Annotated in this window: 21 protein-coding genes; 9 read left to right on the top strand and 12 right to left on the bottom strand. The window is 71.8% G+C overall.

The genetic code is table 11. The features are described 5' to 3' along the window. Positions 1-31: 31 nt before the first annotated feature. From AMYNI_RS0139635 to AMYNI_RS46525, 3 genes are read right to left on the bottom strand one after another with little or no spacing between them, the layout of a single operon-like run. Positions 32-1,162, bottom strand: a complete 1,131-nt coding sequence (locus AMYNI_RS0139635; RefSeq protein WP_020673685.1) for a J domain-containing protein — start codon at positions 1,160-1,162, stop codon at positions 32-34. A gap of 51 nt (positions 1,163-1,213) precedes the next feature. After that, positions 1,214-1,852 carry an HAD family hydrolase gene (locus tag AMYNI_RS46530; protein ID WP_020673684.1) on the bottom strand — a complete coding sequence of 213 codons (639 nt, stop codon included), beginning with the start codon at positions 1,850-1,852 and terminating at the stop codon, positions 1,214-1,216. 11 nt (positions 1,853-1,863) lie between these two features. Then, a complete protein-coding gene (locus AMYNI_RS46525) occupies positions 1,864-3,273 on the bottom strand; it encodes an MFS transporter (RefSeq protein WP_157357674.1) in 1,410 nt (469 codons plus the stop codon). Positions 3,274-3,443: 170 nt separating this feature from the next. Here AMYNI_RS46525 and AMYNI_RS0139620 point away from each other — a divergent pair, with 170 nt between their 5' ends. After that, complete coding sequence (locus AMYNI_RS0139620) at positions 3,444-4,913, top strand: MFS transporter (protein ID WP_020673682.1); 1,470 nt, start codon at positions 3,444-3,446, stop codon at positions 4,911-4,913. Here AMYNI_RS0139620 and AMYNI_RS0139615 read toward each other — a convergent pair. The 4 genes from AMYNI_RS0139615 to AMYNI_RS0139600 all read right to left on the bottom strand — a co-directional run bounded on the left by AMYNI_RS0139615 (position 4,874) and on the right by AMYNI_RS0139600 (position 8,523). After that, positions 4,874-5,557: an HAD-IA family hydrolase gene (locus tag AMYNI_RS0139615; RefSeq protein ID WP_040407835.1), complete on the bottom strand. Its 684-nt coding sequence runs from the start codon at positions 5,555-5,557 to the stop codon at positions 4,874-4,876. The genes AMYNI_RS0139620 and AMYNI_RS0139615 overlap by 40 nt on opposite strands. A gap of 5 nt (positions 5,558-5,562) precedes the next feature. Next, positions 5,563-6,591 carry a zinc-binding dehydrogenase gene (locus AMYNI_RS0139610; RefSeq protein WP_026361510.1) on the bottom strand — a complete coding sequence of 343 codons (1,029 nt, stop codon included), beginning with the start codon at positions 6,589-6,591 and terminating at the stop codon, positions 5,563-5,565. 89 nt (positions 6,592-6,680) lie between these two features. Beyond that, positions 6,681-7,691 carry a serine hydrolase domain-containing protein gene (locus AMYNI_RS0139605; RefSeq protein WP_020673679.1) on the bottom strand — a complete coding sequence of 337 codons (1,011 nt, stop codon included), beginning with the start codon at positions 7,689-7,691 and terminating at the stop codon, positions 6,681-6,683. Continuing rightward, a complete protein-coding gene (locus AMYNI_RS0139600) occupies positions 7,684-8,523 on the bottom strand; it encodes an IclR family transcriptional regulator (RefSeq protein WP_040406247.1) in 840 nt (279 codons plus the stop codon). Before AMYNI_RS0139600 ends, AMYNI_RS0139605 begins: the two co-directional genes overlap by 8 nt. A 74-nt stretch (positions 8,524-8,597) precedes the next feature. On the opposite strand from AMYNI_RS0139600, the gene AMYNI_RS0139595 reads away from it, so the two are divergent. The 5 genes from AMYNI_RS0139595 to AMYNI_RS0139575 are packed head-to-tail and all read left to right on the top strand — an operon-like array spanning position 8,598 to position 13,585. Beyond that, positions 8,598-10,136, top strand: a complete 1,539-nt coding sequence (locus tag AMYNI_RS0139595) for an ABC transporter substrate-binding protein (RefSeq protein ID WP_020673677.1) — start codon at positions 8,598-8,600, stop codon at positions 10,134-10,136. Then, a complete protein-coding gene (locus tag AMYNI_RS0139590) occupies positions 10,133-11,113 on the top strand; it encodes an ABC transporter permease (RefSeq protein ID WP_040407833.1) in 981 nt (326 codons plus the stop codon). Before AMYNI_RS0139595 ends, AMYNI_RS0139590 begins: the two co-directional genes overlap by 4 nt. 5 nt (positions 11,114-11,118) lie before the next feature. Next, a complete protein-coding gene (locus tag AMYNI_RS0139585) occupies positions 11,119-11,994 on the top strand; it encodes an ABC transporter permease (protein ID WP_084628590.1) in 876 nt (291 codons plus the stop codon). Further along, entirely contained in the window at positions 11,991-12,788 is a 798-nt protein-coding gene (locus tag AMYNI_RS46520; protein ID WP_020673674.1) for an ATP-binding cassette domain-containing protein, read from the top strand. The genes AMYNI_RS0139585 and AMYNI_RS46520 overlap by 4 nt, the downstream gene beginning before the upstream one ends. After that, positions 12,785-13,585 (top strand): ATP-binding cassette domain-containing protein, encoded by an 801-nt coding sequence (locus AMYNI_RS0139575; protein WP_020673673.1) that lies wholly within the window; start codon positions 12,785-12,787, stop codon positions 13,583-13,585. Before AMYNI_RS46520 ends, AMYNI_RS0139575 begins: the two co-directional genes overlap by 4 nt. 56 nt (positions 13,586-13,641) lie before the next feature. On the opposite strand, the gene AMYNI_RS0139570 is transcribed toward AMYNI_RS0139575, so the two are convergent. After that, entirely contained in the window at positions 13,642-14,613 is a 972-nt protein-coding gene (locus tag AMYNI_RS0139570; protein WP_020673672.1) for an ROK family protein, read from the bottom strand. A 41-nt stretch (positions 14,614-14,654) separates the two neighbouring features. On the opposite strand from AMYNI_RS0139570, the gene AMYNI_RS0139565 reads away from it, so the two are divergent. Both AMYNI_RS0139565 and AMYNI_RS0139560 read left to right on the top strand, forming a co-directional pair. After that, complete coding sequence (locus tag AMYNI_RS0139565; RefSeq protein WP_020673671.1) at positions 14,655-15,425, top strand: creatininase family protein; 771 nt, start codon at positions 14,655-14,657, stop codon at positions 15,423-15,425. Beyond that, positions 15,422-16,549 (top strand): mandelate racemase/muconate lactonizing enzyme family protein, encoded by a 1,128-nt coding sequence (locus tag AMYNI_RS0139560; protein ID WP_020673670.1) that lies wholly within the window; start codon positions 15,422-15,424, stop codon positions 16,547-16,549. Before AMYNI_RS0139565 ends, AMYNI_RS0139560 begins: the two co-directional genes overlap by 4 nt. A 79-nt stretch (positions 16,550-16,628) precedes the next feature. On the opposite strand, the gene AMYNI_RS0139555 is transcribed toward AMYNI_RS0139560, so the two are convergent. Genes AMYNI_RS0139555 through AMYNI_RS0139535 form a run of 4 tightly spaced genes read right to left on the bottom strand, consistent with a single transcriptional unit; the run spans position 16,629 to position 21,385 of the window. Beyond that, positions 16,629-17,420: an enoyl-CoA hydratase/isomerase family protein gene (locus AMYNI_RS0139555; RefSeq protein ID WP_020673669.1), complete on the bottom strand. Its 792-nt coding sequence runs from the start codon at positions 17,418-17,420 to the stop codon at positions 16,629-16,631. Between the two features lie 58 nt (positions 17,421-17,478). Next, positions 17,479-18,708, bottom strand: a complete 1,230-nt coding sequence (locus AMYNI_RS0139550) for an MFS transporter (protein ID WP_020673668.1) — start codon at positions 18,706-18,708, stop codon at positions 17,479-17,481. Further along, a complete protein-coding gene (locus AMYNI_RS49910; protein ID WP_020673667.1) occupies positions 18,705-19,940 on the bottom strand; it encodes an alpha/beta hydrolase in 1,236 nt (411 codons plus the stop codon). The genes AMYNI_RS0139550 and AMYNI_RS49910 overlap by 4 nt, the downstream gene beginning before the upstream one ends. Beyond that, positions 19,937-21,385, bottom strand: a complete 1,449-nt coding sequence (locus AMYNI_RS0139535; protein WP_020673666.1) for an AMP-binding protein — start codon at positions 21,383-21,385, stop codon at positions 19,937-19,939. Before AMYNI_RS0139535 ends, AMYNI_RS49910 begins: the two co-directional genes overlap by 4 nt. A gap of 131 nt (positions 21,386-21,516) precedes the next feature. On the opposite strand from AMYNI_RS0139535, the gene AMYNI_RS0139530 reads away from it, so the two are divergent. Next, complete coding sequence (locus AMYNI_RS0139530; RefSeq protein WP_084628589.1) at positions 21,517-22,677, top strand: PucR family transcriptional regulator; 1,161 nt, start codon at positions 21,517-21,519, stop codon at positions 22,675-22,677. The last annotated feature ends 5 nt before the right edge of the window (positions 22,678-22,682 follow it).

Below are 22,682 nucleotides of genomic sequence, written 5' to 3'. Positions count from 1 at the left end.
TGCCCACGGCCAGGCCGGGGTCAACTCCCGGTCAGTGCGAGACCACCTGGGCGAGCACCGCCCGGAACACCTTCTCCTCCACGGTCGACGGGCGGGCGGCGAGCCAGTCGCCCATCTCGACGACGAACTCCTCCGGGGTCATCGGCGGCGCCGGCACGGTGACCGGCTCGTCGGTGGTGACGGTGCCGGGGCGGTTCGGGTAGATCACCATCGCGCCGCAGACCTCGACGCCGGGCAGCAGGTCGCGGTACACGGTGATCGCGTCCGGCAGCCTGGTCGCGCCGCCGCGGAACAGCCTGCCGTCCCGCCAGAGCGTGCCGGTCTCGTCCATCTCGTAGTGCCCCGGCGGCCACATCTTCGACTCGACGAGCACCAGCCGGTTGCCGGACAGCACGGCGTGGTCCACGTCGGCGAACACCGAGCCGGGCCAGGCGAGGCTGTGGAAGATCCGCGCGCCGGGCAGCCGGGTGAGGTACCGGGTCAACAACTCGGCGGTGAGCTGCTCGCCCAACTGGTCGCGATCGGTGCCGGGCTTGCCGAACACCACGGTCCCGCCGAACTCAGCAGTCAGCTCCCGCTCCGTCCTGGCCGCCGCGATGTGGCAGCGCACCAGCCAGATCGCGGTACCGGTGACCACCACCGCCAGCCCGACCCAGACCGCGGACCAGGCGGCAGGCGCCAGGATCGGCAGCAGCAACAGCAGCAGACCGGCCAGCACCAGCAGCGGCGGGGCGTGCCCCGGCGCGTCCTGCGGAGCGTGCCGGGTGCCCGTGTGCGAGCTGATCAGGTCCCACCAGGGGATGCCCTCCGGCGCCAGCGTCGGCAACGCGGGTACGAAATCGGGATCCTCGCCGAAGGTGCGTACCCGGTTCGACCTGGCGCCGCGGTGCGTCCTGGTCCGCGGCGCCGGCGTCACGGGTGCTTCGACCGCGTCCAGGACCTGCGTCTCCTGGTCGTACTCGGCCCGCCGCACCGGGTCGCCGAGGGTCTCGTAGGCCACGCGCAACAGCCGGAACGTGCCCGCGGTGCCACCGGTGTCCGGGTGCATGGACTTGGCCAGCGCCCGGTAGGCGGACTTGATCTCGTTGGCCGACGCGCCCCTGTGCACGCCGAGTAGCTCGTAGTAGTCGAGCTCTTGCACGACTCCGCCCACCTCCTGCATAAGCGCAGCCACGATATGTGGTGCGCCAAGGGAGGCCGCAACCGCGCTCCACTATTCGGGGCGACCTGCGAAGATCGGCCAGCGCACCGCAGCGAAGCCGTCGACGACGAGATCGGCGGCCGCCAGCGCGGCGGCGGGCTGGGTGGTGGTGACGGCCACGCAGAAGGTCCCGGCGGCTTTCGCGGCGCTCACCCCGGCCGGCGCGTCCTCGAACACCACGGTCCGTTCCGGCGCGCTGCCAAGGGTTCGGCAGCCGGCGAGGTACCCCTCGGGGTCTGGTTTGCCGTTGCGGACGTCCTCCGCGGTGATCAGCAGGGAGAGCAGCGGCAGTACACCGATCGTGTCTAGTTCGCCCACGGCGTAGTCCCTGGTTCCGGAGGTGACGACGCCCACCGGTACACCGCGTTCGTGCAGCTGCCGCAGCATTTCCACGGCCCCCGGCACCGGCTCGGCCGGCAGCGTCGCGTAGGACATGGCTTCCGCGAACAACTCCTCGATCGTGTGGACTTCGCCGAAGAGGTGCCGCTGCTCGGCGAGTACCTGCTTGCCCGGCCTGCCCGCGAACGACTTCAGCAGCCGGTCGTCGCAGGGCACCTGGTGTGCGCTGAACAGCCTGCTCCAGGCCGCCTGGCTGCGTGGTTCGGTGTTCACCAGGGTGCCGTCGAGGTCGAACAGTGCCGCGTCGTGCATGTGTTCTCCGTTCATACCGTGGTTGCGGCCAGTGGCAGCGGGACGGGCCGGGCGCACCGGTGCGCGGCCGCGCCGGCGGCCAGTGCGAGCATCGTGAAACCGGCCAGCACCAGCGCGAACGAGCCGCTGCCGAGGTAGACCGCGCCGGCCACGGCTACCCCGAGCGCACCGCTGAGCTGGGCGTTGGTGCTGAGCACTCCGGACAGGTCGGCGGCGTAGTGGCCCGGTACGGCCGAGGTGATGGTGCTGATCAGGCTGCCCGAGCTGAGCCCAAGACCGAGGCCGCCCACCCCCAGCAGCCCGAACAGCAGCGGACCGGTCTCGCCACCGGCGAGCAGGTAGACCCAGACCGAGGCATAGCCGGCGGCGAGCACGAGACAACCCGCCAGTGGCACGAAACGACTGTAGGCCACCGGAACGCGGGGGAGCAGCGGCCCGCCGACGCCGAAGGCCGCCACCCAGACGACCATGGCCAGCCCGGAGTACGCCGGGCTCTTGCCCAGCTCCTGCTGCAGGTACAGGGCGAGCACGAACAGCAGCGCGAAATAGGTCATCGTGCTCAGCCCGTGCGCGAGCAGGCCGAACCGCACCGCGGGCAGCCGGATCAGCTCGGGCGCGACCAGCGGTCGTCCGCCGCGGCCCGCGACCCGGCGCTCGGTGCGGACGAACACGGCGAACACCGGACCGGCGGCGCCGAGGCACAGCCAGGCCCACCACGGCCAGCCCTGCTCGCGGCCGAGCACCAGCGGTAGCACCACCAGCAGCACGGCGGCGACGAGCGCGGCCACCCCGCGCAGGTCCATCTCGCGGGATCGGCCTGGCTCGTCCCTGGGCAGGAACCGCAGCGCCGCCGGCAGCAGGACGGCGCCGAGCGGGACGTTGATCAGGAAGATCGGCCGCCAGCCGGTGCCGAACAGGTCGGCCGAGATCAGCAGCCCGCCCAGCACCTGCCCGGCCACCGCGCCGCCGGCCAGCGCGAGCGCGTAGTAGCCGAGGGCGCGCACCCGCTGACGGCCGGCGAAGTGCAGCTGGATCCCGCTGAGCACCTGGGGCACCATCAGCGCCGCGCCGACGCCCTGGGCGAACCTGGCCACGATCAGGGTGAGCACGTCCGGGGCCAGCCCGCAGACCAGCGAGGTGACGGTGAAACCGAGCAGCCCGGCCAGGAACACCCGGCGGTGCCCCAACGTCGAGCCCAGCCGCGCGCCGGTGACCAGCAGCACCGCGTACGCGACGATGTAGCCGGACACCACCAGCGTCACCTGGCCGCCGTCGGCATCGAGTCCGCTGTGGATGGACGGGGCGGCGATGTTCACGATCGCGGTGTCGATGTTGGCCACGAACTGCGCGGCCAGCAGTACCACCAGCAACCGGCGGCGGCTCCGGCCGATCGGCCCCGCCGGCTCGGGTGCGGATGTCATGAAGCCGATCTTGGTTCGGCCCGGCGTCCATCGCTGGCGGCTTTCGGACCTGGCTGTCCCGCCTCGGGTACACCGATGTGCCCCTGGGACAGAAAAGTGCCTTCTTCCGCCGGTCTCCTCAGGAACAGATGATGATCGCAGTTACAAATCGTGCACCTAGGAGACGAATGATGACCGCACCCGCCGCGACCGCGGCCGCCGAGCTCAGAGCGCGTTGGACGGCTCTGCTCGTGCTGTGCGCGGGCCAGCTGATGATCATCCTCGACGGCACCATCGTCACGGTGGCGCTGCCGACCATCCAGGCCGATCTCGGCTTCACCCCGGCCGGACTGGCCTGGGTGGTCAACGCCTACCTGATCGCGTTCGGCGGGCTGCTGCTGCTGGCAGGCCGGTTCGGCGACCTGGCAGGGCGCCGGCGGATCTTCCAGCTCGGCCTGGCCGTGTTCACCACGGCCTCCCTGCTGTGCGGGGTGGCCGGCACGCCGGAGCTGCTGATCGCCGCCCGGTTCGTGCAGGGGGCCGGCGGCGCGCTGACCTCCGCGGTGGTGCTCGGCATGATCATCGCGCTGTTCCCCGAGCGCGGTGCGCGGGCGAAGGCGATCGGCGTCTACAGCTTCGTCGGCGCCGGCGGGGCTTCCCTCGGCGTGCTGGCCGGCGGCGTGCTCACCCAGCTGCTGAGCTGGCACTGGGTCTTCTTCATCAACCTGCCGATCGGGGTGGTGGCCGCGGTCTTCGCCCGGCGCCTGCTCGCCGCCGATCGCGGACACGGCCCGCGTGCCGGTATGGACGCACTGGGGGCGCTGCTGGTCACCAGTGCGCTGATGCTCGGCGTCTACACGATCGTCGAGGTCGAGAAGTACGGCTGGGGTTCGGCGCACACGATCGGCTTCGGTGCCCTGTCCGCCGGGCTGCTCGCCGGGTTCGTGCTGCGTCAGGCGAAGGCCGCGAACCCGCTGCTGCCGTTGCGGATCTTCCGTTCCCGCCGGCTTTCCGGGGCCAACCTGACCTTGCTGCTGATGGTCGCGGGCATGCTGAGCTTCCAGTTCCTGATCGCGTTGTACCTGGGTGAGGTGCTCGGCTACGACGCGGTGCGGACCGGACTGGCCATGCTGCCGATCGCACTGGTGATCGCGCTGTTCTCGCTCGGCTTCGCGGCGCGGCTGAGCGGCCGGTTCGGCAACCGGGCCGTGCTGCTGACCGGGCTGGTGCTGATCCTGGCCGGCCAGCTGCTGCTCACCGGGCTGCCCGCGCAGGACGGGTACTTGGCCGTCGTGTTGCCGGCCATGGTGCTGCTGGGCATCGGGTTCGGCCTCGCCATGCCGCCGCTGACCGTGCTGGCCATGTCCGCCGCGAATCCGGCGGACGCCGGGGTGGCGTCCGGGCTGTTCAACACCACCCTGCAGGTCGGCGGCGCGATCGGGGTGGCGGTACTGGCCACCGTCGCCGCCGGGCGGGCGAACGGGCTCGCCGGATCCGGTGCGGCCGCGGGTGCGGCGCTGACCGGTGGCTACCGGCTCGCGTTCGTGGTCGCGGCGGCCTTCATCGTGGCCGCCATCGCGGTGGCGGCCACGACCCTGCGAGAAACCACGGCGTCCGGAGATCAGCCGATGGCGGCGGCGAGTTCGGCCAGCGAGCGGTAGTGCAGATCGGGCGCGGTGACCTCGGCCGGCTCGGGTGTGGCGCCGAACCCTGGCCGGCCGTGGCGGCGCTCGATCCAGCAGGTCGTGAAGCCGAGCCGCTTCGCGATGCCGATGTCGTGGTACTGGCTCTGCGCCACGTGCAGCCAGTCCGCCGTGGTGTGGCCGTGGTGGCTCTGCCGGCCACGGCAGTAGGCGAACATCTGCGGATCGGGCTTGTTCACGCCGACGTCCTCGGCGGTCACCGCGTCGTGGAACGGCTCGCCGAGCGTGGCCGCCATCGCGGCCATCGCCCAGCGGTCCACATTGGTCAGCGCGACCAGCCGGTACCGGCGGCGGAGCACGGCTAGTGCCGCCACCGCGTCCGGAAACGCCGGCCAGCGGGGGATCGAGGCCCGCAGCGCGGCGCCGGCCTCGTCGGGCAGGCCCATCCGGCGGCAGACCAGGCCGAGCAGCTCGGTGAACGGCAGCTGGGGTGCCCGGTCCTGCTCGTGCTTTTCCGCCAGCGCGAAGTCGCTCAGTATCTCCGCCGCGCCGGAATCGGTGAACCTGGTGAGGCAGTCCAGGATGCCCCGCTCGAAGTCGATCAGCGTGCCGGTCACGTCCATGCTCAGCACCCGGAAGTCCTGGAGAGCTGCGGTCTTCACGGCGTTCACGGCTCCACCACGAGCTTGCCGAAGAAACCCTTGCCGGTGAACTCGGCCTGCGCCCTGCCCAGCTCGGCCAGCGGGAAAGTACCGGCCAGCAACGGTCGCAGCCCGCCGCCCTCGATCTGCGCCAGCACCTGTGCGAAGTCCTCGTGGGACCCGAAGGAGGAGCCGATCAGCTGGAGCTGGTTGAGGTAGACCGTGCGGAGATCGGTCTCCACCAGCGGACCGGCGATCGCGCCGGCCACCACGTACCGGCCGAGCGGGCGCAGCAGCCGGAGCAGGCCGGCGAAGGCGGGGCCGGCCACGACATCGGCCACCACGTCCACCTGGCGCCCGTCCAGTGCTCCGGCCAGGTCCGGCTCGTTCCGGTCCACGGTCACGCTCGCGCCCAGTTTCCTCGCCTGTTCCTGCTTCCCGGCTCCGACCACGGCCACCACGTCGGCGCCGAGGTTGGTGGCGAGCTGGATGAGCGCCGAACCGACGCCGCCGGACGCGCCGGTGACCAGCACCGTCTCCCCGTCGCGCACGGCCGCGCGGTTCAGCATCCGCATCGCCGTGGTGTAGGCGGTCGGGAAGGTGGCCAGTTCGGCGTCGCTGAGCGCGCTGTGCACCGCGTGCGCGTTGCCGGCGGGCACGGTCACCAGCTCGGCGAAACCGCCGTCGCGCTCGCTGCCGAGGTAGTCGGTGCGGACCAGGGCGCGCTCGCCGCCGGTGTAGATCATCGGGTCGACCAGCACGCGTTCGCCGATCCGGTCGGCGGAGACGCCTTCGCCGACCTGGTCGATGGTGCCTGCCACGTCCGCGCCCTGGATCCGGGGGAAGCTCAGCGGTTCACGGCGCCAGCCGGTGACCGCGGCCGGATCGTCGGACGAGCCGTAGGCGCCTTCGCGGGTCCAGATGTCGGTGTTGTTCAGCCCGGCGGCGCCGACCCGCACCCGGACCTCGGACGGGCCTGGCCGCGGGTCCGGAACGTCCGCTCGGAACTCGAGTTTGTCCGGCCCGCCGAACCCGGTGAGCAGCATCGCACGCATGATCCACCTTTCAAGGTATACATACCGGTATAGTTACCTCATGGCAGCACGCGAGCCCGGACTTGTCAAACACGGCCGGAGTCAGGACTTCAGCGGGCGGCGGCGCGGTGGAAGTCGCGGCGTACCCGCACGATGGCGTTCCCGTCACGGGAAGGGTGCACGCGGTTGGTGAGCAGCACGAAGAAACGCGCGGAGTCCGGGTCTATCCAGAGGCTGGTCCCGGTGAAACCGGTGTGGCCGTAGGCATTCGGGCCGAGCGGGGAGTCCGGGGCGTCGGTCAGCTGCCAGCCGAGTCCGCGCCGCAGCCGGTGGCCCTCAGTGTGGCACGTCGTCATCTCCGCGAACATTTCCTTGCCCAGCAAGGAACTTCCGCCGCCGGCCAGCTCTTGGCCGAGGCGTTCCAGATCGCCGAGGGTGCCGAAGAGCCCGGCGTGGCCGGCGACTCCGCCGAGCACCACGCAGTTCTCGTCGTGCACTTCGCCGCGCACCAGCCGGCCACGCCAGGCGCACTGCTCGGTGGCCACCGCCCGCGGCCGATCCGCTGCGCCGGGGGTGTACCGGGTGTCGCGCAGCCCGGCCGGAACCAGCACGAGTTCGTCGACGAGCTTGTCCAGCGGCCGTCCGGACGCGGCTTCGGCGATCCGGCCGAGCAGGATGAACCCCTGCGACGAGTACTCGACCCTGCTGCCCGGCGCGACCGGCAGTGGCCGCGTGCGCAGCGCGTCGAGCAGGCCGGCCCTGGTCGGGAACTCGCGCCACAGCGGGGTTGCCCCCGGCAGCCCGGAGGTGTGCGTCAGAAGTTGCCGGACGGTGATGCCTGCCTTGTCACCGCCGGTGTACTCGGGCAGCTGCGCGCCGACCGGGTCCTCCAGGCCGAGCACGCCGCGTTCGACCAGTGCCAGCACGGCCATCCCGGCGATCGGCTTGGTGACCGATGCGAGGTCCCACAGGTCGTGCTCCGCGGCAGGCTCCCCGTCCCAGCTCCGGGTGCCGAGCACGCCCCTGCTCAGCACGCCGTCGGCGGTTCCGACGGACCAGGCGGCCGCGGAGAAGACCCGTCGTGCCCTGGCCTCGGCGAGCAGCGCGGCGAGCTCACTCATCCGCGACCAGCCGGATGCCGATCCCGCTGCCGAGTGCGGCGGAGACCTGCGCGGCCGCGTCGCGCACCAGCGGACCGAGCACTTCGACGCTGTCCAGGCTCAGGGTGAAGGTCAGCCCGGACACGCTGATCGCGCCCGCCACCTGGCCGAGCCCGTCCACCACCGGCGCCGCTACGCAGCGGACGTCCGGTTCGTTCTGCTCGTCCTCCACCAGGAAGCCGCGTTCGTCCACTTCGGACAGTGCATGGCGGATCGCGGCCGGGTCGGTGAGCGTGCGCGGGGTCCTGGCCGGCAGCGGTGCGGTGCCGAGCACCTCGGCGACCTCGGCCTCGGGCAGCCGGGACAGGATCGCCCTGCCGACCGCGGTGCAGTACAGCGGCACCTCGCCGCCCACTCGGGAGGTCATCCGGTACGCCTGCGCCGGCTCGACCTTCTCCACGTAGATCGCGTCCAGTCCGTGCCGTACCGCGTAGTGCACGGTGTGCCCGGTCCGGCGTTGCAGCTCCGCCAGTACCGGCCGGGCGAACCTGCTCTCCTTGCTGCTCGCCAGCGCGGCCGCGGACATGCCGAGCAGCCGGGGCCCGACCTGGTACGAGCCGCCCGCCACGCCGACCGCGAACCCGGAGCCGGTCAGCGTCTGCAGCATCCGGTGCACGGTGGGTTTGGCCAGGCCGGTCTCCTTCGCCAGATCCGCCAGTCGATGCGGGCTGCCGGGACGGACCAGCGCGCTGAGCACGTCGAGCGCCTTGTCCACGGCGCCCCGTGGCTGGCCCGAGCGCTCCGGTTCGTCCTGAGGTTCGTCCCGGGGTCCGTCATTGACAGCCGTTCGCATGCCGCCTAGCTTAACCCACCAACGTTCCATCTGACGGAACGAGGTGTCGCTAAACGGAACGAGAGGGGTGGCCGGTGAGCGGTCCGAACCCGCGGATCTCGCGGCGCGCGGCGCTTCGCCTCGGTGGTCTCGCGCTCCCCGCGGCCGCACTGCTGTCCGGCTGCGGTGGGCAGACCGGCGGCGCCGGCAACGTGCTGCGGCTGTCCCAGCCGAGCGACCCGAAGACGATGGACCCGCACAAACAGGGCGACATGCCCTCGATGAACGCGCTGATCAACATCTTCGACACGCTGACCACCCGCGACGCGAACAACCGGCTGGCGCCGCGGCTGGCACTGGAATGGTCCGCGCCGGACCCGCTGACCTGGCGTTTCCGGCTGCGTCCCGGCGTTCGGTTCCACAACGGCGAGCCCTGCGACGCGGCCGCGGTCAAGTTCAGCTTCGACCGGCTGATCGCCCCGGAGACCAAGTCCCCGATCGTCGAGCTGCGCTACGTCGAAGGCGCCAGCGTGGCCGACGAGCTGACCGTGGACGTGCACACCAGCCAGCACGATCCGATCCTGCCCGCCAAGGTTTCCCTGTTCGGCGGGGTGGTGGTGCCGCCGCGTTACCTGGCCGAGGTCGGCGACAGCGGGTTCGCCCGGCACCCGATCGGCACCGGCCCGTTCCGGTTCGAGAGCTGGCAGCGCGACCACGAGCTGCGGATGCGGGCGAACGCCGAGCACTGGGCCGGCCCACCGGGGGTGGACGAACTGGTCTTCTCCCCGATGCCGAACGCGGCCTCCTCGCTGGCTGCCCTGCAGAGCGATGAGGTGGACCTGGTCACCCAGCTCACCCCGGACGCCGCGTTGCAGCTGGCCGGCTACACCGGGGTGACCATCGACAGCTACCCCGGGATCCGCACCGCCTACCTGTCGCTGGACACCACGGACGGGCCGCTGGCCGACCGCCGGGTGCGGCAGGCGCTCAACCACGCGGTGGACGTGCCGCTGCTGATCAAGGCGGTGCTGGACGGCAAGGCCCGCGAGGTGCCGACGATGATCCCGCGCGAGTCGTTCGGTTTCGACCCCGGCGTGCCGCCGTTCTCCCGCGACCTCGATCTGGCAAGGCGGCTGCTCGCCGATGCCGGCCATCCGGGCGGGTTCGACACCGTGCTGACAGCGTCCAATGTGGACGCCAACGTGGCCGAGGCGATCTCCGGGCTGCTGGCGCGGGCCGGGGTGCGCGCTCAAGTGGAACTGCTCGACGCCGGCACCTTCAACAGCAGGCTGACCTCGGACAACCGCCGCGCGCTCGGGCCGATGTACCTGACCGCCAGCACCGGCTGGACGGTGGACGGGCAGAGCAACGTGCAGTCCAACGTCCGCCGCGATCGCCGCCAGAGCCGCTGGACCTCGGCCGAGGCCGACCGGCTGATCGACGGCGAAGAGCTTTCCAACTCCGACGCCGACCGGCTGCGCGCCTTCGGTGACCTGCAGCGGCTGTTGAAAGAGGAGGCGCCGTTCGTGTTTCTCTACCAGCTGGACAACATCTACGCCCGCAGCGACCGGCCGCGGTGGCGTCCCGGCGTGGTCGGTTCGCTGGCCATGGCATCGGCGACGGTGACGAGGTGACCACGCCGGTGCTGGAGGCAGGCCAGGCGGGGCGACGGCCACCGGCCGGTAACGGGGTGCTGCGCACGGTGCTGACCAGGGTCGGGACCGCGCTGCTCGTGCTGCTGGTGGTCGCGACCGTGGCGTTCTTCCTGGTCCGGCTCTCCGGTGACCCGGTGAAGCTGCTGCTGCCGCCGGACGCCACCGCGGACCAGGAGGCCACCCTGCGGGCGAGCCTCGGCCTGGACCGGCCGTTGCTGGCGCAGTATCTCGACTATCTCGCCGGGCTGCCCCGGCTGGACTTCGGCACGTCGCTGTTCTACGACCAGCCGGTCGCGGACGTGCTGTTCGCCAGGCTGCCGGCCACCCTGGAACTGGCCGCCGCGGCGATCGTGGTGGCGCTGGTGCTGGCCATCCCGGCCGGGATCATGGCCGCGCTGCGCCGGGGCAGGGCCACCGACACCGGGGTGATGACGGGTGTCCTGATCGGACAGTCCACGCCGCCGTTCTGGGTGGGCATCCTGCTGATCCTGGTGTTCGCGGTGCAGCTCAAGGTGCTGCCCGCCTCCGGCTACGGCAGCTTCGCGCATCTGGTGCTGCCGGCCGTCACGCTCGCGGTGTACTCGGTGGCCATGATCGCCAGGCTGCTGCGTTCTTCGCTGGTGGATGTGCTCGGCTCGGACTACATCCGGACCGCGCGGGCCAAGGGCCTCGGCACCGGCAGCGTGGTGCTCTCCCACGGTCTGCGCAACGCGTCGCTGCCGGTGATCACCGTGGTCGGCCTGGAGGTGGGCAGCATGCTCGGCGGCGCGATCCTGACCGAGCAGGTGTTCTCCTGGCCCGGTGTCGGCAGGCTCACCGTGGAGGCGATCGCGAACCGGGACTTTCCCATGGTGCAGGCCGCGGTGCTGTTCTTCGCGGCCACTTTCGTGCTGGTGAACCTGGTGGTGGATCTTTCCTACACGCTGCTCGACCCGAGGGTGCGGGTGACCCGATGACTCCGATGACTCAGTCTGCCGTGCGCCCCGCGCCGTCCAGATTCGGTGCGGTGCTGCGCAACAAGCTCGCCGTGGCGGCGATCGCGGTGCTGGCGCTGATGTTGCTCGCGGCCCTGTTCGCGCCACTGATCGCGCCGCACGATCCGCAGGTGCAGAACCTGCTGGTCCGGCTGCGGCCGCCAGCGTGGCAGTCCGGCGGCAGCGCCGAGCACCTGCTCGGCACCGATCAGCTCGGCCGCGACCTGCTGAGCCGGATGATCTACGGCGCCAGGGTCTCGTTGCTGGTCGGCGCGAGCGCGGCACTGCTGGCCGGGGTGATCGGTGCCGCGGTCGGCCTGGTATCCGGCTTTCTCGGCGGCTGGGTGGACCGTGCGCTGATGCGGCTGGCGGACATCCAGCTCGCTTTCCCGTCCATCCTGCTCGCGCTGGCCGTGGTCGGGTTCCTCGGCTCCGGGTTGTGGTACGTGATCATCGTGCTCGGCTTCACCGGCTGGGTGTCCTACGCGCGGGTGGTCCGTTCCGAGGTGCTTTCCTTGCGTTCCAGGGAGTTCGTCACCGAGGCGCGGGCGATCGGGGTGGGCGACCTGACCATCATGCGCCGGCACCTGCTGCCGAACGTGCTGGCGCCGCTGGCCACCATCGGCACCCTGCACGTGGCGTCGGCGATCGTGGCCGAGGCTTCGCTGAGCTATCTCGGGCTCGGGGTGCCGAAGTCGATCGTGACCTGGGGCGCGATGCTCAGCGACGGGCAGCTCTACCTCGGCACCTCCTGGTGGATCGCGGTGTTCCCCGGCCTCGCGCTGACGGTCACCGCGCTCGCCGTCAATGTCACCGGCGACGTCCTGCGCGACGTCGCGGACCCGAAGGCGTACCGCCGATGAACCCGCTGCTCGAAGTTCGCGATCTGCACGTCGAGTTCCGGCTCGGCACCGGGACCGTGCCCGCGGTCCAGGGCGTCGACTTTTCGGTGCGGGAAGGGGAGACCCTGGCGGTGGTCGGCGAGTCGGGCAGCGGCAAGACCGCGACGGCGCTGTCCGTGCTCCGGCTGAACCCGGTCCCGCCCTGCGTGTACCCGGCCGGCGAAATCCTGCTCGACGGCCGGAATGTGCTGACGTGCACGGAAAAGGAGCTGCGGCGGATCAGGGGCAACGAGGTCGCGATGATCTTCCAGGACCCGATGACCAGCCTGAACCCGCTCAAGCGCGTCGGGGTGCAGGTCGGCGAGGTGCTGCGGAAACATCAGGGCGCCTCCCGCGGCGAGGCCCGGCGGGCGGTGCTGCCCGCGTTGCGCGAGGCCGGCATCCCGGACCCGGAGCGGCGGGCCGGGCAGTACCCGCACGAGCTCTCCGGCGGGCTGCGGCAGCGGGTGATGATCGCGATGGCGCTGATCGGCAGGCCGCGGGTGCTCATCGCGGACGAGCCGACCACCGCGCTGGACGTCACCGTGCAGGCCCAGATCCTGGACCTGCTGGTGGAGGTCCAACGCCGGCACGGGATGGCGGTCGTGCTGATCACGCACGATCTCGGGGTCGTGGCCGAGGTTGCCGACCGGGTGGTGGTGATGCGGCACGGCCGGGTGGTGGAGACCGGGGACGTGCAGGACGTCTTCGACCACCCGTCGGCGGGCTACACGCGGCAGCTGCTGCGGGCGACCCCACGGCTGGAGCGGCTATGACCCTGATGCTGGAGGCACGAGACCTGAGCAAGCGGTTCGGCGGGCGGCACGGCATGTTCGCGGTGGACGGTGTGAGCATGGCCGTGTCGGAGGGCGAGACACTGGCCGTGGTCGGCGAGTCCGGTTCCGGCAAGACCACGCTGACCCGGCTGCTGCTGCGGTTGTTGGAGCCGACCGGGGGCAGCGTGCACTTCGGCGGCCGCGACCTGACCGGACTGTCCAAAGTGGAAATGCGGCGGGTGCGCCGCGAGATGCAGGTGGTGCTGCAGGACCCGTACTCCAGCATGAACCCGCGGATGCGGGTCACCGACATCGTCGCGGAGCCGTTGCACACGCACGAACCGAGGACGGGCCGGGCGCGGCTGCGGGACCGGGTCGGCGAGTTGCTGGAGTCGGTGGGCCTCGGCCCGGAGATCCAGGACCGGTATCCGCACGAGTTCTCCGGCGGGCAGCGGCAGCGGATCTCCATCGCGCGGGCGCTGGCCCTGCGGCCCCGGCTGGTCGTGCTGGACGAGCCGACCAGCGCGCTGGACGTGTCGGTGCAGGCGCAGGTGCTGGACCTGCTCGCGGACCTGCAGTCCCGGCTGGGGCTGACCTATGTGTTCGTGTCGCACGACCTGGCCGTGGTGCGTCAGATCGCCGACCGGGTCGCCGTCATGCAAGCGGGCAAGGTCGTCGAACAGGGCCCAGCCGCCACCGTCTTCGACACCCCTTCGCACCCCTACACCCGCACCCTGCTCGATGCCGTCCCCACCCTCGACCCCCGCCACGCCCGCCGCCACCGGACCATGCAGTGAAGGCCACCTTGCCTGCGTTGAACGCAGCGAAGGTGGCCTTCGCTGCATACCGAGGGTTAGGAGTGGGAGAGGACGAGGCCGGCGCCGCCGAGCAGGGCGATGTCGTCGATCTCGGCGTCGGCGACCAGCACGGTGGGCTGTTCGGCGGTGGTCGCCCACGAGGAGTCCTGGCGCAGTCGCCGTTCGATCCGCGCCCGGAACGGCTCCCCGCCGTCCTTGGCCTCACCGTGCAGCACGAACAGCCCCGGCGCGAACAGCTGCTGCACGTTCACCAGGCCCAGCGCCAGGTTCTCCGCGTATTCGTCCACAAGCGACTTAGCGGCCGGGTCGCCGGTGGCGGCCTGCGCGGCGAGCGTGCGCACGGTGGACGCGGGGTCCAGCCCGCGCTGTTCGGCCTGGGACCGCAGCCAGGCCGGGGTCGCGACGGTCTTCCAGCAGCCGCGGGCGCCGCAGCCGCACCGGCGCCCGCTCGCCGCGACGGTCATGTGCGCGCCGCTGCGACCGCCGGGCGGGGCCAGCACCTGCCCCTCGTAAAGGATGCCAACGCCGAGCACCTCACCGGTGGACACCGAGGCGAAGGTGCTGCGGCCGCGGCCGGCACCGAACCAGCGGTCGCCGAGCACCTGCAGCCGCGCCCGGTGCTCCACGTGCACCGGCACGCCGACCAGCTCGGCCAGCACGTCGGCCACCGGGTAGCCGTGCAGCGCGGGCACCTCGTTGACCTCGATGATCACCCCGGCGGCCGCGTCCACCAGCCCGGCCGCGGCCACCCCGACCCCGGACGGCGGCTCGTCGCCGAAACAGTCCGTGACGGCCTCGGCCAGCGCCGCGGCTATCTCCGCCGGGCCGGACGCGGTGGGGGAGTACGAGGACTCGGCCCGCCGGAGCACCGTGCCGGCGCGGTCCAGCAGCGCCGCCCTGATCCGGCCGGGCAGCAGTTCGACCGCGCCAAGCGTGCTCGCCGTGCGCACCGGCGCCGGCTCGCTGACCAGGCGCAGCGCCGGACGGTCTCCGCTGCCGGATTTCATCCGCCCACCTTGCCACGCCGAACTCCGGGAGGGGAGTCACCTTGTTCGAACTGACCGGACTGACCTGGCGCGAAGTACGCGACGCCGGGCAACGGGGAATCGCGCTGCTGCCGATCGGCGCGCACGAGCAGCATGGCGCGCACCTGCCGATGGGCACCGACACCCTGCTGGTGGACGCCGTGCTGGACGCCGCCGCGGAACGCCTCGGTGACGACGGCCCGGAGCTCGTCCGGCTGCCGAGCCTGCCGTTCGGGCACAGCCCGCACCACCTGTTCGCGGCCGCCACCTCGCTGTCCGCGCGAACCCTGCTCTCGGTGCTCGGTGACCTGCTGGGTTCGCTGGTGCGCAGCGGTTTCCGCCGGGTGATGGTGGTGAACGGTCACGGTGGCAACGAAGAGGTGATGCGCCTGGCCGTGAAGGAGTTCGCCCTCGAGTTCGACGTCGCGGCGGCCGCCTGCTCGTACTGGTCGGTCAGCTGTGAGTCACCCGAGGGCGAGCGCCCGGACCTGACCCCGGGACACGCCGGCTGGTTCGAGACCTCGCTGATGCTCACCGCGCATCCGGAGCTGGTGCGCGCCAGGCCCGACTGGCCGGGCCCGCAGCCGCCGCTGTTCGACCGGCCGCCCTATCCGGGGCTGTGCGCTGAACGGCACGGCGAATGGGCGGCGGCCGGGGGCGTCACCGACAACGCGGCCGGAGCGGACGCCGAACACGGCGAACTGCTGCTCGCGCACCGGGCGGCCGGACTGGCCAAGGCGATCCGCGCCTTCGACGCCGCTACCAGGGAAAGTCACGGAGGGGAGGACTCGTGAAGATCACCGAGGTGGACGTGTGGGTGGTGAACCTGCCGTTGACGAACCCGTTCACCAGCTCGTTCGAAACGAAGACCGGGGAGACCAGGACCGTGCTGCGGATCCGCACCGACTCGGGGGTGGAAGGCTGGGGCGAGACCATGTGGGGGCGGCCGGTGGCGGCGCTGGTCCGGCGGCTGGCCGGTGAGCTGGTCGGCGCCAGCCCGTTCGCGCTGGAGGCGTTTCACCGCAGGCACCAGATGGTGCCGTTCTTCCACGGCTACCTCGGTTACGCCGCGCTCGCCGCGGTGGACGTGGCCTGCTGGGACGCGATCGGCAAGCTCACCGGCCAGTCGCTGACCGATCTGCTCGGCGGCGCGGTCCGCGACGAGGTGCCGATCACCGCGCTGATCACCAGGGCGGATGCGCCGGGCGCCAGCGGCAAGTCACTGGCCCGCGCGCTCGCCGAGCACGCCGCGCACGTGGTGGCCGAGGGCGGTTTTCAGGCCGTCAAGCTGAAGGGCACCACCGACGTGCGGGGCGACGTGGCGATCCTGCGCGAGCTGCGGCGGGCGCTGCCGGAGAGCAACCTGCGGGTGGATCCGAACGCGGCCTGGTCGGTGCCGGACTCGATCCGGGCCGGGCTGGCGCTGGAGGAGCTGGACCTGGAGTACCTGGAGGACCCGTGCGTCGGCATCGAGGGCATGCGCCAGGTCCGCGAGAAGGTGCGAATTCCGTTGTGCACCAACATGTGCGTGGTCCGGTTCGAGGAGTTCGCGCCGGCCGTGCGGCTGCGCGCGGTGGACGTGATCCACGGCGACGTCTACAAGTGGGGCGGGATCGCGGCGACCAAGGCACTGGCCGCGCACTGCGAGACCTTCGGGCTGGGCATGAACCTGCACAGCGGCGGTGAGCTCGGCATCGCCACTGCCGCCCATCTCGCCGTGGTGGCCAGCACGCCGGTGCTGTCCAGGGCCATCGACAGCATGTACTACCTGCACGAGGACGACATCGTCGAGCCGCTGTCCCTTGTGGACGGCAAGCTGCGGGTGCCCACCGGCCCCGGCCTCGGCGTGCGGGTCGACGAGGACAAGCTCGCCCACTACGCCGCCGCCAACCAACGCGACGGCGACCTCACCGGCTAGCCTGCCATTTCCGCAGGTCAGCGGTCGTGAGTGAAAAGTGTTGCCCTGGCAACACTTTTCACTCACGACCGCTGGGGGCTTAGTGGCCGGTGAAGGTGGCTTTGCCGGGGCCGTCGGTGAGGAAGGACTTGACGGCGGCGGGCAGGTCCTGGGTGCGGTAGAGGTCGGCGGCGATGGTGGTGATGTGCGCGTTGGCCTCGGCGACGCCGCCGTGTTCGTAGTGTTCGAGCACCTTCTTGGTGGCCGCGTGCGCCCGGGTGGGGCCCTGCGCCAGCCCGGCGGCGAACGCCCGCGCGGCCTCGTCGAAGCCCTCGTCCGGCAGCACCCGGTTGACCACGTTCCAGCGTTCCATGGTCGCGGCCCGGTACCGGTCGCCGGTCATGACGAACTCCTTCGCCCTGCCCACCCCGGCGCGCGCGGCCAGCCGCTGGGTGCCGCCCATGGTCGGGGTCAGCCCGACCACCTTCTCCACCAGCCCGAAGCTCGCCCGCTCCGCGGCCAGGATCAGGTCGCAGGCCACGGCCACCTCGAACGCCCAGGTCAGGCACAGCCCGTGCGCGGCGAACACGGTCGGGAACGGCAGCGTGGCGATCCGCTCCGGCAGCGCCAGCATCCGGTCGAAGAGCACCTTGGCCTCATCCGGCCCGTTCTGCGCGTCGAACAGCGATACGTCCACCCCGCCGCTGACGATCTTGCCTTCGGCCCGGATCAGCAGCGCCCTGGTGTGCTCGGCCGCCAGCTCACCGATCGCCGCGTCCAGCCGTTCGTGCAGCTCGGCGGTGTAGAGGTTGAGCGGGCCGTTGCCGAAGGTCAGCACCGCCAGCCCGGAGGGCTCGCGGTCGATGCGCACCAGCGGGGATTCTGCGGTCAAGACTAGTCCTCCTCGAACCGAGCACTGATCGAACAGCGGGAGAATCCCACATCCCGGCTCAGCGCACCGCCCGCACCGGCCGGATCAGCAGCGCGCCGAGCAGGGCCGATGCCGCGGCCAGCAGATACAGCCAGAGATAGCCGCCCGAGATACTGATCACCCCGGCCGCGACGGCGGGGGCGACGGCCTGCGGCGCGGTGTTCGCCAGGTTGACCACGCCGAGGTCGCGGGCGCGGTCCCCGGCCGAGGGCAGCACCTGGGTGATCAGCGCGTTGTCCACCGCGATGTACACCCCGTAGCCGGCGCCGAGCAGCCCGGCCGCGACCAGCGCCGAGGTCCAGCTCTCGCCGACGCCGAGCACCACCATGGCGGCCGCGACGGCCACCGACGAAACGATCACGTACGGCTTGCGCTTGCCGCTGCGGTCCGACCACCGCCCGGCCGGCACGCTGGTCAGCAGGATGCCGGCGGTGTAGAGCACGATCAGCACGAACACCGCGCCAGCCGGATCCGGATCGTGCACCACATCCCGCAGGTAGTAGAGCAGGTAGAGCGTGCCGACCGCGTTCGCCAGCTGGATGCCGAACCGGCAGCCGAACGCCCACAGCAGGTCGGGGCTGCCGAGCAAACCGGTGACCATGCCGCGCAGCTGGGTGCCCAGTGCGGGCAGCGGCTCGCCGTCCGGGATCGGCCGGTCCGAGCGGTCCAGCACCAGCGGCAGGATCAGCACCAGCAGAATCCCGGCCAGCAGCAGGTAACCGGCGGCCTGTCCCGGCACCACCTTGGTCACCAGGAACGAGCCGAGGATCAGCGAAAGCGGCAACGGTAGCCCGATGAACGCGGAGACCAGCCCGCGCTGGCGCACCGGCACCCGGTCCGGCACGCAGGCGCTGAGCGCGGCGTACATCGCGTTGGTGCCGGTCTGCACCACCACCCAGGCGATCGCGACCCCGATGATCGTCTGCTGCCCGCCGAGCGCGGCCAGCCCCGCCGCGCAGAGCAGGCCGCTGCCGAGGATCCACGGCCGCCGCCTGCCGAATCTGGACCTGGTCCGGTCCGAAAGCGCGCCGGCCACCGGACAGACCACAATGGACACCAGGGCGGCCACCGTGGTGATCCAGCCCAGGTTGGCCACCTTGGCCGCCGGGTCGATCGACTCCACCTGCAGCGGCAGCAGCACCTGGATCGGGGTCAGCACCGCGATCGACATGCCGAGGGTGGCGGCGGACAGCGCGCCGATCCACCGCGCGCGGACCGGGGTGAGCGGTTCGTCCGTGGTTACCGTCACGGGTGTTCTTCGCCGATGGTCACCGCGACCGCATGCGGCCCTTCTGCTTCCGGGCCCAGCCGCAGCTTCAGCTCCAGCCTGCCGTCGGGGTCCGCGACCGCGGTCAGCACCCGCCGGTCGTGCTCGCCGTCCAGGGCCACCCGGTAGCTCCGGCCCGGGGTGAACCAGGCCGCCGTGCGCACGTCCGCGTCACCGCCGCCGGTCAGCACGAACCCCGTTTCGTCCACTTCGGACAGTGTGCAGAAGGCGGCTTCGGACCGGCTCAGCCGAACGGTCCAGTCACCGGCGGTGTACTCGTCCTCAGCCGAAGTGTGCGAGAACGGCTTCGGCTGCGCGGGAGGGTCGGCGAACGCGCGCATCAGCACGGGCAGCGTGTTCCGCAGATCGCGCAGCCAGTACGGCCAGTTGTGCGTGCCAGGCCCGTGATGCCACTCGTGCTCGATGCCGAGCTCGTCCAGTCGCCGGTGCATGCGCAGCGACTCGTGGTAGACGATCGCCTCCACCGGGTTCGGTAGCGGATGCTCGTCCAGCGGTCCCGGCAGACCGTTCCCGGTGCGCAGGACCAGCGACATCCCGCGCAGGTTCTCCGCGAGGTCCCACGGGTTGTGCGCCCGCCACTGGGTCTCGTTGGTCAGCCTGCTGCCCCAGATGGAGTCGAAATGCCCGCCGTCGCGCCTGGCCGCGACCCCGGTCACCCAGGTGTGCCGGTTGGTGTCCAGCGCACCGGAGAAACTGGCCGCCGCGCAGAACAGGTCCGGATGCCTTGCCGCATAGGACATCGCGCCGAAACCGCCCATGGAAAGCCCGGCCAGCGCGCGGCCGCCGCGGGAGCCGGTGGTGCGGAAGGTCCGGTCGATCCACGGCAGCAGCTCACCGATGTGGTAGCTCTCCCAGCGGGTCCGGCCGTGTCGGCCAGGCTTCACCCAGTCCGAGTAGAACCCGTTGCTCGCCTCCGGCATGACCACGATCAGCGGCAGCTCGGCGGTGGCCTCGGTGGCCCCGCCCTTATCCGTCCAGGACCGGTAGTCGTCGTCCCCGCCGTGCAGCAGGTACAGCACCGGGAACCGGGCCTCGGTGTCCTTTCCGTACTCCAGCGGGAAAAGGATGCGCACCGGGGTGTGCGCGCCGAGTACGGGGGAGCGCAGCCGGTACTCGGCCAGCCGCGGCCCGAGCAGCTTCCGGCTGACCACCGCCGGGGCGGTGCCGGTAACCGGTCCGGACAGGGTGGTCATGAGGCACCGGCCAGGCGTTCGGCCCGGACCTGCGCGCGTCGGATCTTGCCGGCCTCGTCCCGCAGCGGCCGGTCCACGAACTCGATGCGGCGCGGCAGCTTGTAGCTGACCAGCCGCTCGCGCAGATGTGCCAGCAGTTCCTCCTCGGTGACCGGCGTGCTGACCTGGACGACGGCGTGCACCAGGTTGCCGTAGTCGTCGTCGGGCAGGCCGATCACGCAGCTGCTGAGCACCGCGGGATGCTCGTCGAGCGCGGCCTCCACCTCGGCCGGGAACACATTGGACCCGCCGACCAGGATCATGTCCGGCTTGCGGTCGGCCAGGTACAGGTAGCCGTCGGCGTCCATCCGGCCGAGGTCGCCCTGGGACTCCCAGCCGCCGGGCAGGGTGGTCGCGGTGTCCCCGAGATACCGGTAGGTGAGCGGGCCGCCAGGGTCCGGCCGCATCCAGATCTCGCCCACCTCGCCGGTGGGCACGTCCTGGTGCTCGTCGTCCAGGATGCGCATCTCGCCTTGGCGGACCCGGCCGACGCTGCCGGGATGCTCGAGCCACTCGGTCCCGCTGATCAGGCAGCCCGCCTGTGCCTCGGTGCTGGCGTACAGCTCGTGGACGCGCTCCGGGCCGAGCCAGTCCAGCCAGGCGCGCTTGAGCCACGGCGGACAGGGCGCGGCACCGTGCAGCACGACCCGGAGGCTCGACACGTCCGCCGCTTCGCGTTCGGGCGCGGGCAGCCGCCAGATCCGGTGCATCATGGTCGGCACCAGGAAGGTCCAGTCCACCCCGTGCTCGCCGATCAGCCGCAGCAGCTCGGCCGGATCGAACTTGGGCAGCACCACCACGTGGTTGCCGGCGAACAGCGCCGCGGCGGACATCATGAACGGGGCGTTGTGGTACAGCGGCCCGGACACCAGGTGCACCCCGTTCTCCGGCATGCCGAACAGGTTCGCGTAGAGCTCGAGCACCTCGGCGCAGGCCGGGTGGCCGGCCAGGATGACCTTGGGCCGTCCGGTGCTGCCACCCGAGGTCGGCGCCTTCCACGCGCCGGCGACGGCCGGTGGTAGCGGGTCCGTGGCGGCACCGGGCTCGAACTCGGCTGGCACCGCGGCCCGGTCGGCCGCGGCCAGTCCGACGACGAGATCGGGGTCGGCCAGCTCCAGCACCGCGGTCAGCTCCGCTTCCGGCAGCCGGAAGGACACCGGCTGCGGGGTGGCGCCGAGCTTCCAGGCGGCCAGCGCGGCCAGGATGAACTCCACCCCGTTCGGCAGCCCGATCGTCACCAGGCTGTCCTGCCCGACGCCGCGGGCCGCGTACTCGCGGGCGAGCGCGTTGCTGCGCAGGTCCAGCTCGCGCCGGCTGAGCGTCACCGCACCGCAGGTCACCGCCGCCCGGTCCGGATCGGCCTCGGCGAGTTGCGCGAGCTTCGTCCCCAGGGGCGTGGGCTGCATGGATGACCCTCCTGTACTGACACCTCGGCGTGATCCCTCATGATCGGCGCTGTCGGACCACGCCACAATCAAGGCGCGGGCAAGATGGAGTGACAACTAGTACGGCGGTGCTCTCATTGGAGGAATCCCCAATGACGTCTCCGGGGAAAGAGACGCTCCGGCCGGTATTGGACGAACTGCTCGCCGACCCGGTCCGGCTGGACGCGGTGGTGGATCGGCTGGTCCGGCGGATCCGCGCCGAGGTGCCGGAGTACCGCACGCTGCCGCCGTCGGACCTGCGGGCCGGCAACCGCAGCATCGTGTTCGCCGCGCTCGGGCAGCTGCGGGCGGGGCGGCTGCCGGACCGGCTGGAGCTGCGGGACATCACCGCGGTCGGCGCGGACAGGGCGCGGCGCGGGATGAGCCTGGCCGCGGTGCTCGCCGCCTACCGGATCGGTGCGCAGGAGTTCTGGGACGCACTGGCCAAGATGGCGCGCGACGGCGGCGCGGACGACGGCACCTTGCTGGAGACCGTGCAGCTGATCTACCGCTGGCTGGACCGGGTCACCGTGGCCGCGGCCACCGCGCACCGCGAGGTGGAACTGCGCAGCGCGCGCGAGGACGAGCAGCGGATCGGCGAGGCGCTGCGGGCGCTGCTCACCCAGCCCGGCGCGGAGGAGCCCAGCGCGCGGGCGCTGTTCCAGCTCGGCCTCGACCCGGCGGGCCGGTATGCCGCGCTGCACGGCAGGCTGAATCCCGGCGTCGGTGTCTCCGCGCTGCGCGAGACGGTGGCGGCAGGCGGGCTGCTCGCCGCTGTCGGCCACCGGGACGTGCACCAGGAGGTGCTCGGCCTGCTGAGCGTGGAGAGCACCGCGCCGGTCGAGCTGGATCCCGAGCTGGGCACCTTCGGCGTCGGGCCGTGGTGCCCGGCGGCCGAGCTGCACTCCTCCTATCTCACCGCCGGCCGGGCACTGGCCGCCGCGCTGCGACTCGGCGCCCCCGGCGCGCATTCGATGCAGACGCTGCGGCTGGCCGGGGTCGCCGCCACCGACCCGGCGATGACCAGAATCCTCGCCGAGCGCCTGCTCGTCCCGCTGGAGGCGAAGGGCGAGTACGGCGAGGACATCTGGCGCACCGTCCGCTGCTACCTGCGGCACGGGATGCGGGTGGACGACACGGCCGCGGCCCTGCACGTCCACCCGAACACCCTGCGGCACCGGCTCGGCCACTTCGCCGACCTCACCGGCGCGGACCTGCGCGACCCGGCCGACCTGGCGGAGGTGTGGTGGCTGAGCGTCGTGCCGCGCTCGTGACCGGG

Origin of the sequence: Amycolatopsis nigrescens CSC17Ta-90 (assembly GCF_000384315.1) — a bacterium.
GTDB classification, from domain to species: domain Bacteria; phylum Actinomycetota; class Actinomycetes; order Mycobacteriales; family Pseudonocardiaceae; genus Amycolatopsis; species Amycolatopsis nigrescens.
This window is presented reverse-complemented; position numbering and strand designations above follow the sequence as displayed.

Bases quoted from the DNA above. Each gene is read 5' to 3' on its own strand.
- AMYNI_RS0139635 (WP_020673685.1), bottom strand. From the start codon at position 1,162: ATGCAGGAGGTGGGCGGAGTCGTGCAAGAGCTCGACTACTACGAGCTA.
- AMYNI_RS46530 (WP_020673684.1), bottom strand. From the start codon at position 1,852: ATGCACGACGCGGCACTGTTCGACCTCGACGGCACCCTGGTGAACACC.
- AMYNI_RS46525 (WP_157357674.1), bottom strand. From the start codon at position 3,273: ATGACATCCGCACCCGAGCCGGCGGGGCCGATCGGCCGGAGCCGCCGC.
- AMYNI_RS0139620 (WP_020673682.1), top strand. From the start codon at position 3,444: ATGACCGCACCCGCCGCGACCGCGGCCGCCGAGCTCAGAGCGCGTTGG.
- AMYNI_RS0139610 (WP_026361510.1), bottom strand. From the start codon at position 6,591: ATGCGTGCGATGCTGCTCACCGGGTTCGGCGGGCCGGACAAACTCGAG.
- AMYNI_RS0139605 (WP_020673679.1), bottom strand. From the start codon at position 7,691: ATGAGTGAGCTCGCCGCGCTGCTCGCCGAGGCCAGGGCACGACGGGTC.
- AMYNI_RS0139600 (WP_040406247.1), bottom strand. From the start codon at position 8,523: ATGCGAACGGCTGTCAATGACGGACCCCGGGACGAACCTCAGGACGAA.
- AMYNI_RS0139585 (WP_084628590.1), top strand. From the start codon at position 11,119: ATGACTCAGTCTGCCGTGCGCCCCGCGCCGTCCAGATTCGGTGCGGTG.
- AMYNI_RS46520 (WP_020673674.1), top strand. From the start codon at position 11,991: ATGAACCCGCTGCTCGAAGTTCGCGATCTGCACGTCGAGTTCCGGCTC.
- AMYNI_RS0139575 (WP_020673673.1), top strand. From the start codon at position 12,785: ATGACCCTGATGCTGGAGGCACGAGACCTGAGCAAGCGGTTCGGCGGG.
- AMYNI_RS0139570 (WP_020673672.1), bottom strand. From the start codon at position 14,613: ATGAAATCCGGCAGCGGAGACCGTCCGGCGCTGCGCCTGGTCAGCGAG.
- AMYNI_RS49910 (WP_020673667.1), bottom strand. From the start codon at position 19,940: ATGACCACCCTGTCCGGACCGGTTACCGGCACCGCCCCGGCGGTGGTC.
- AMYNI_RS0139535 (WP_020673666.1), bottom strand. From the start codon at position 21,385: ATGCAGCCCACGCCCCTGGGGACGAAGCTCGCGCAACTCGCCGAGGCC.
- AMYNI_RS0139530 (WP_084628589.1), top strand. From the start codon at position 21,517: ATGACGTCTCCGGGGAAAGAGACGCTCCGGCCGGTATTGGACGAACTG.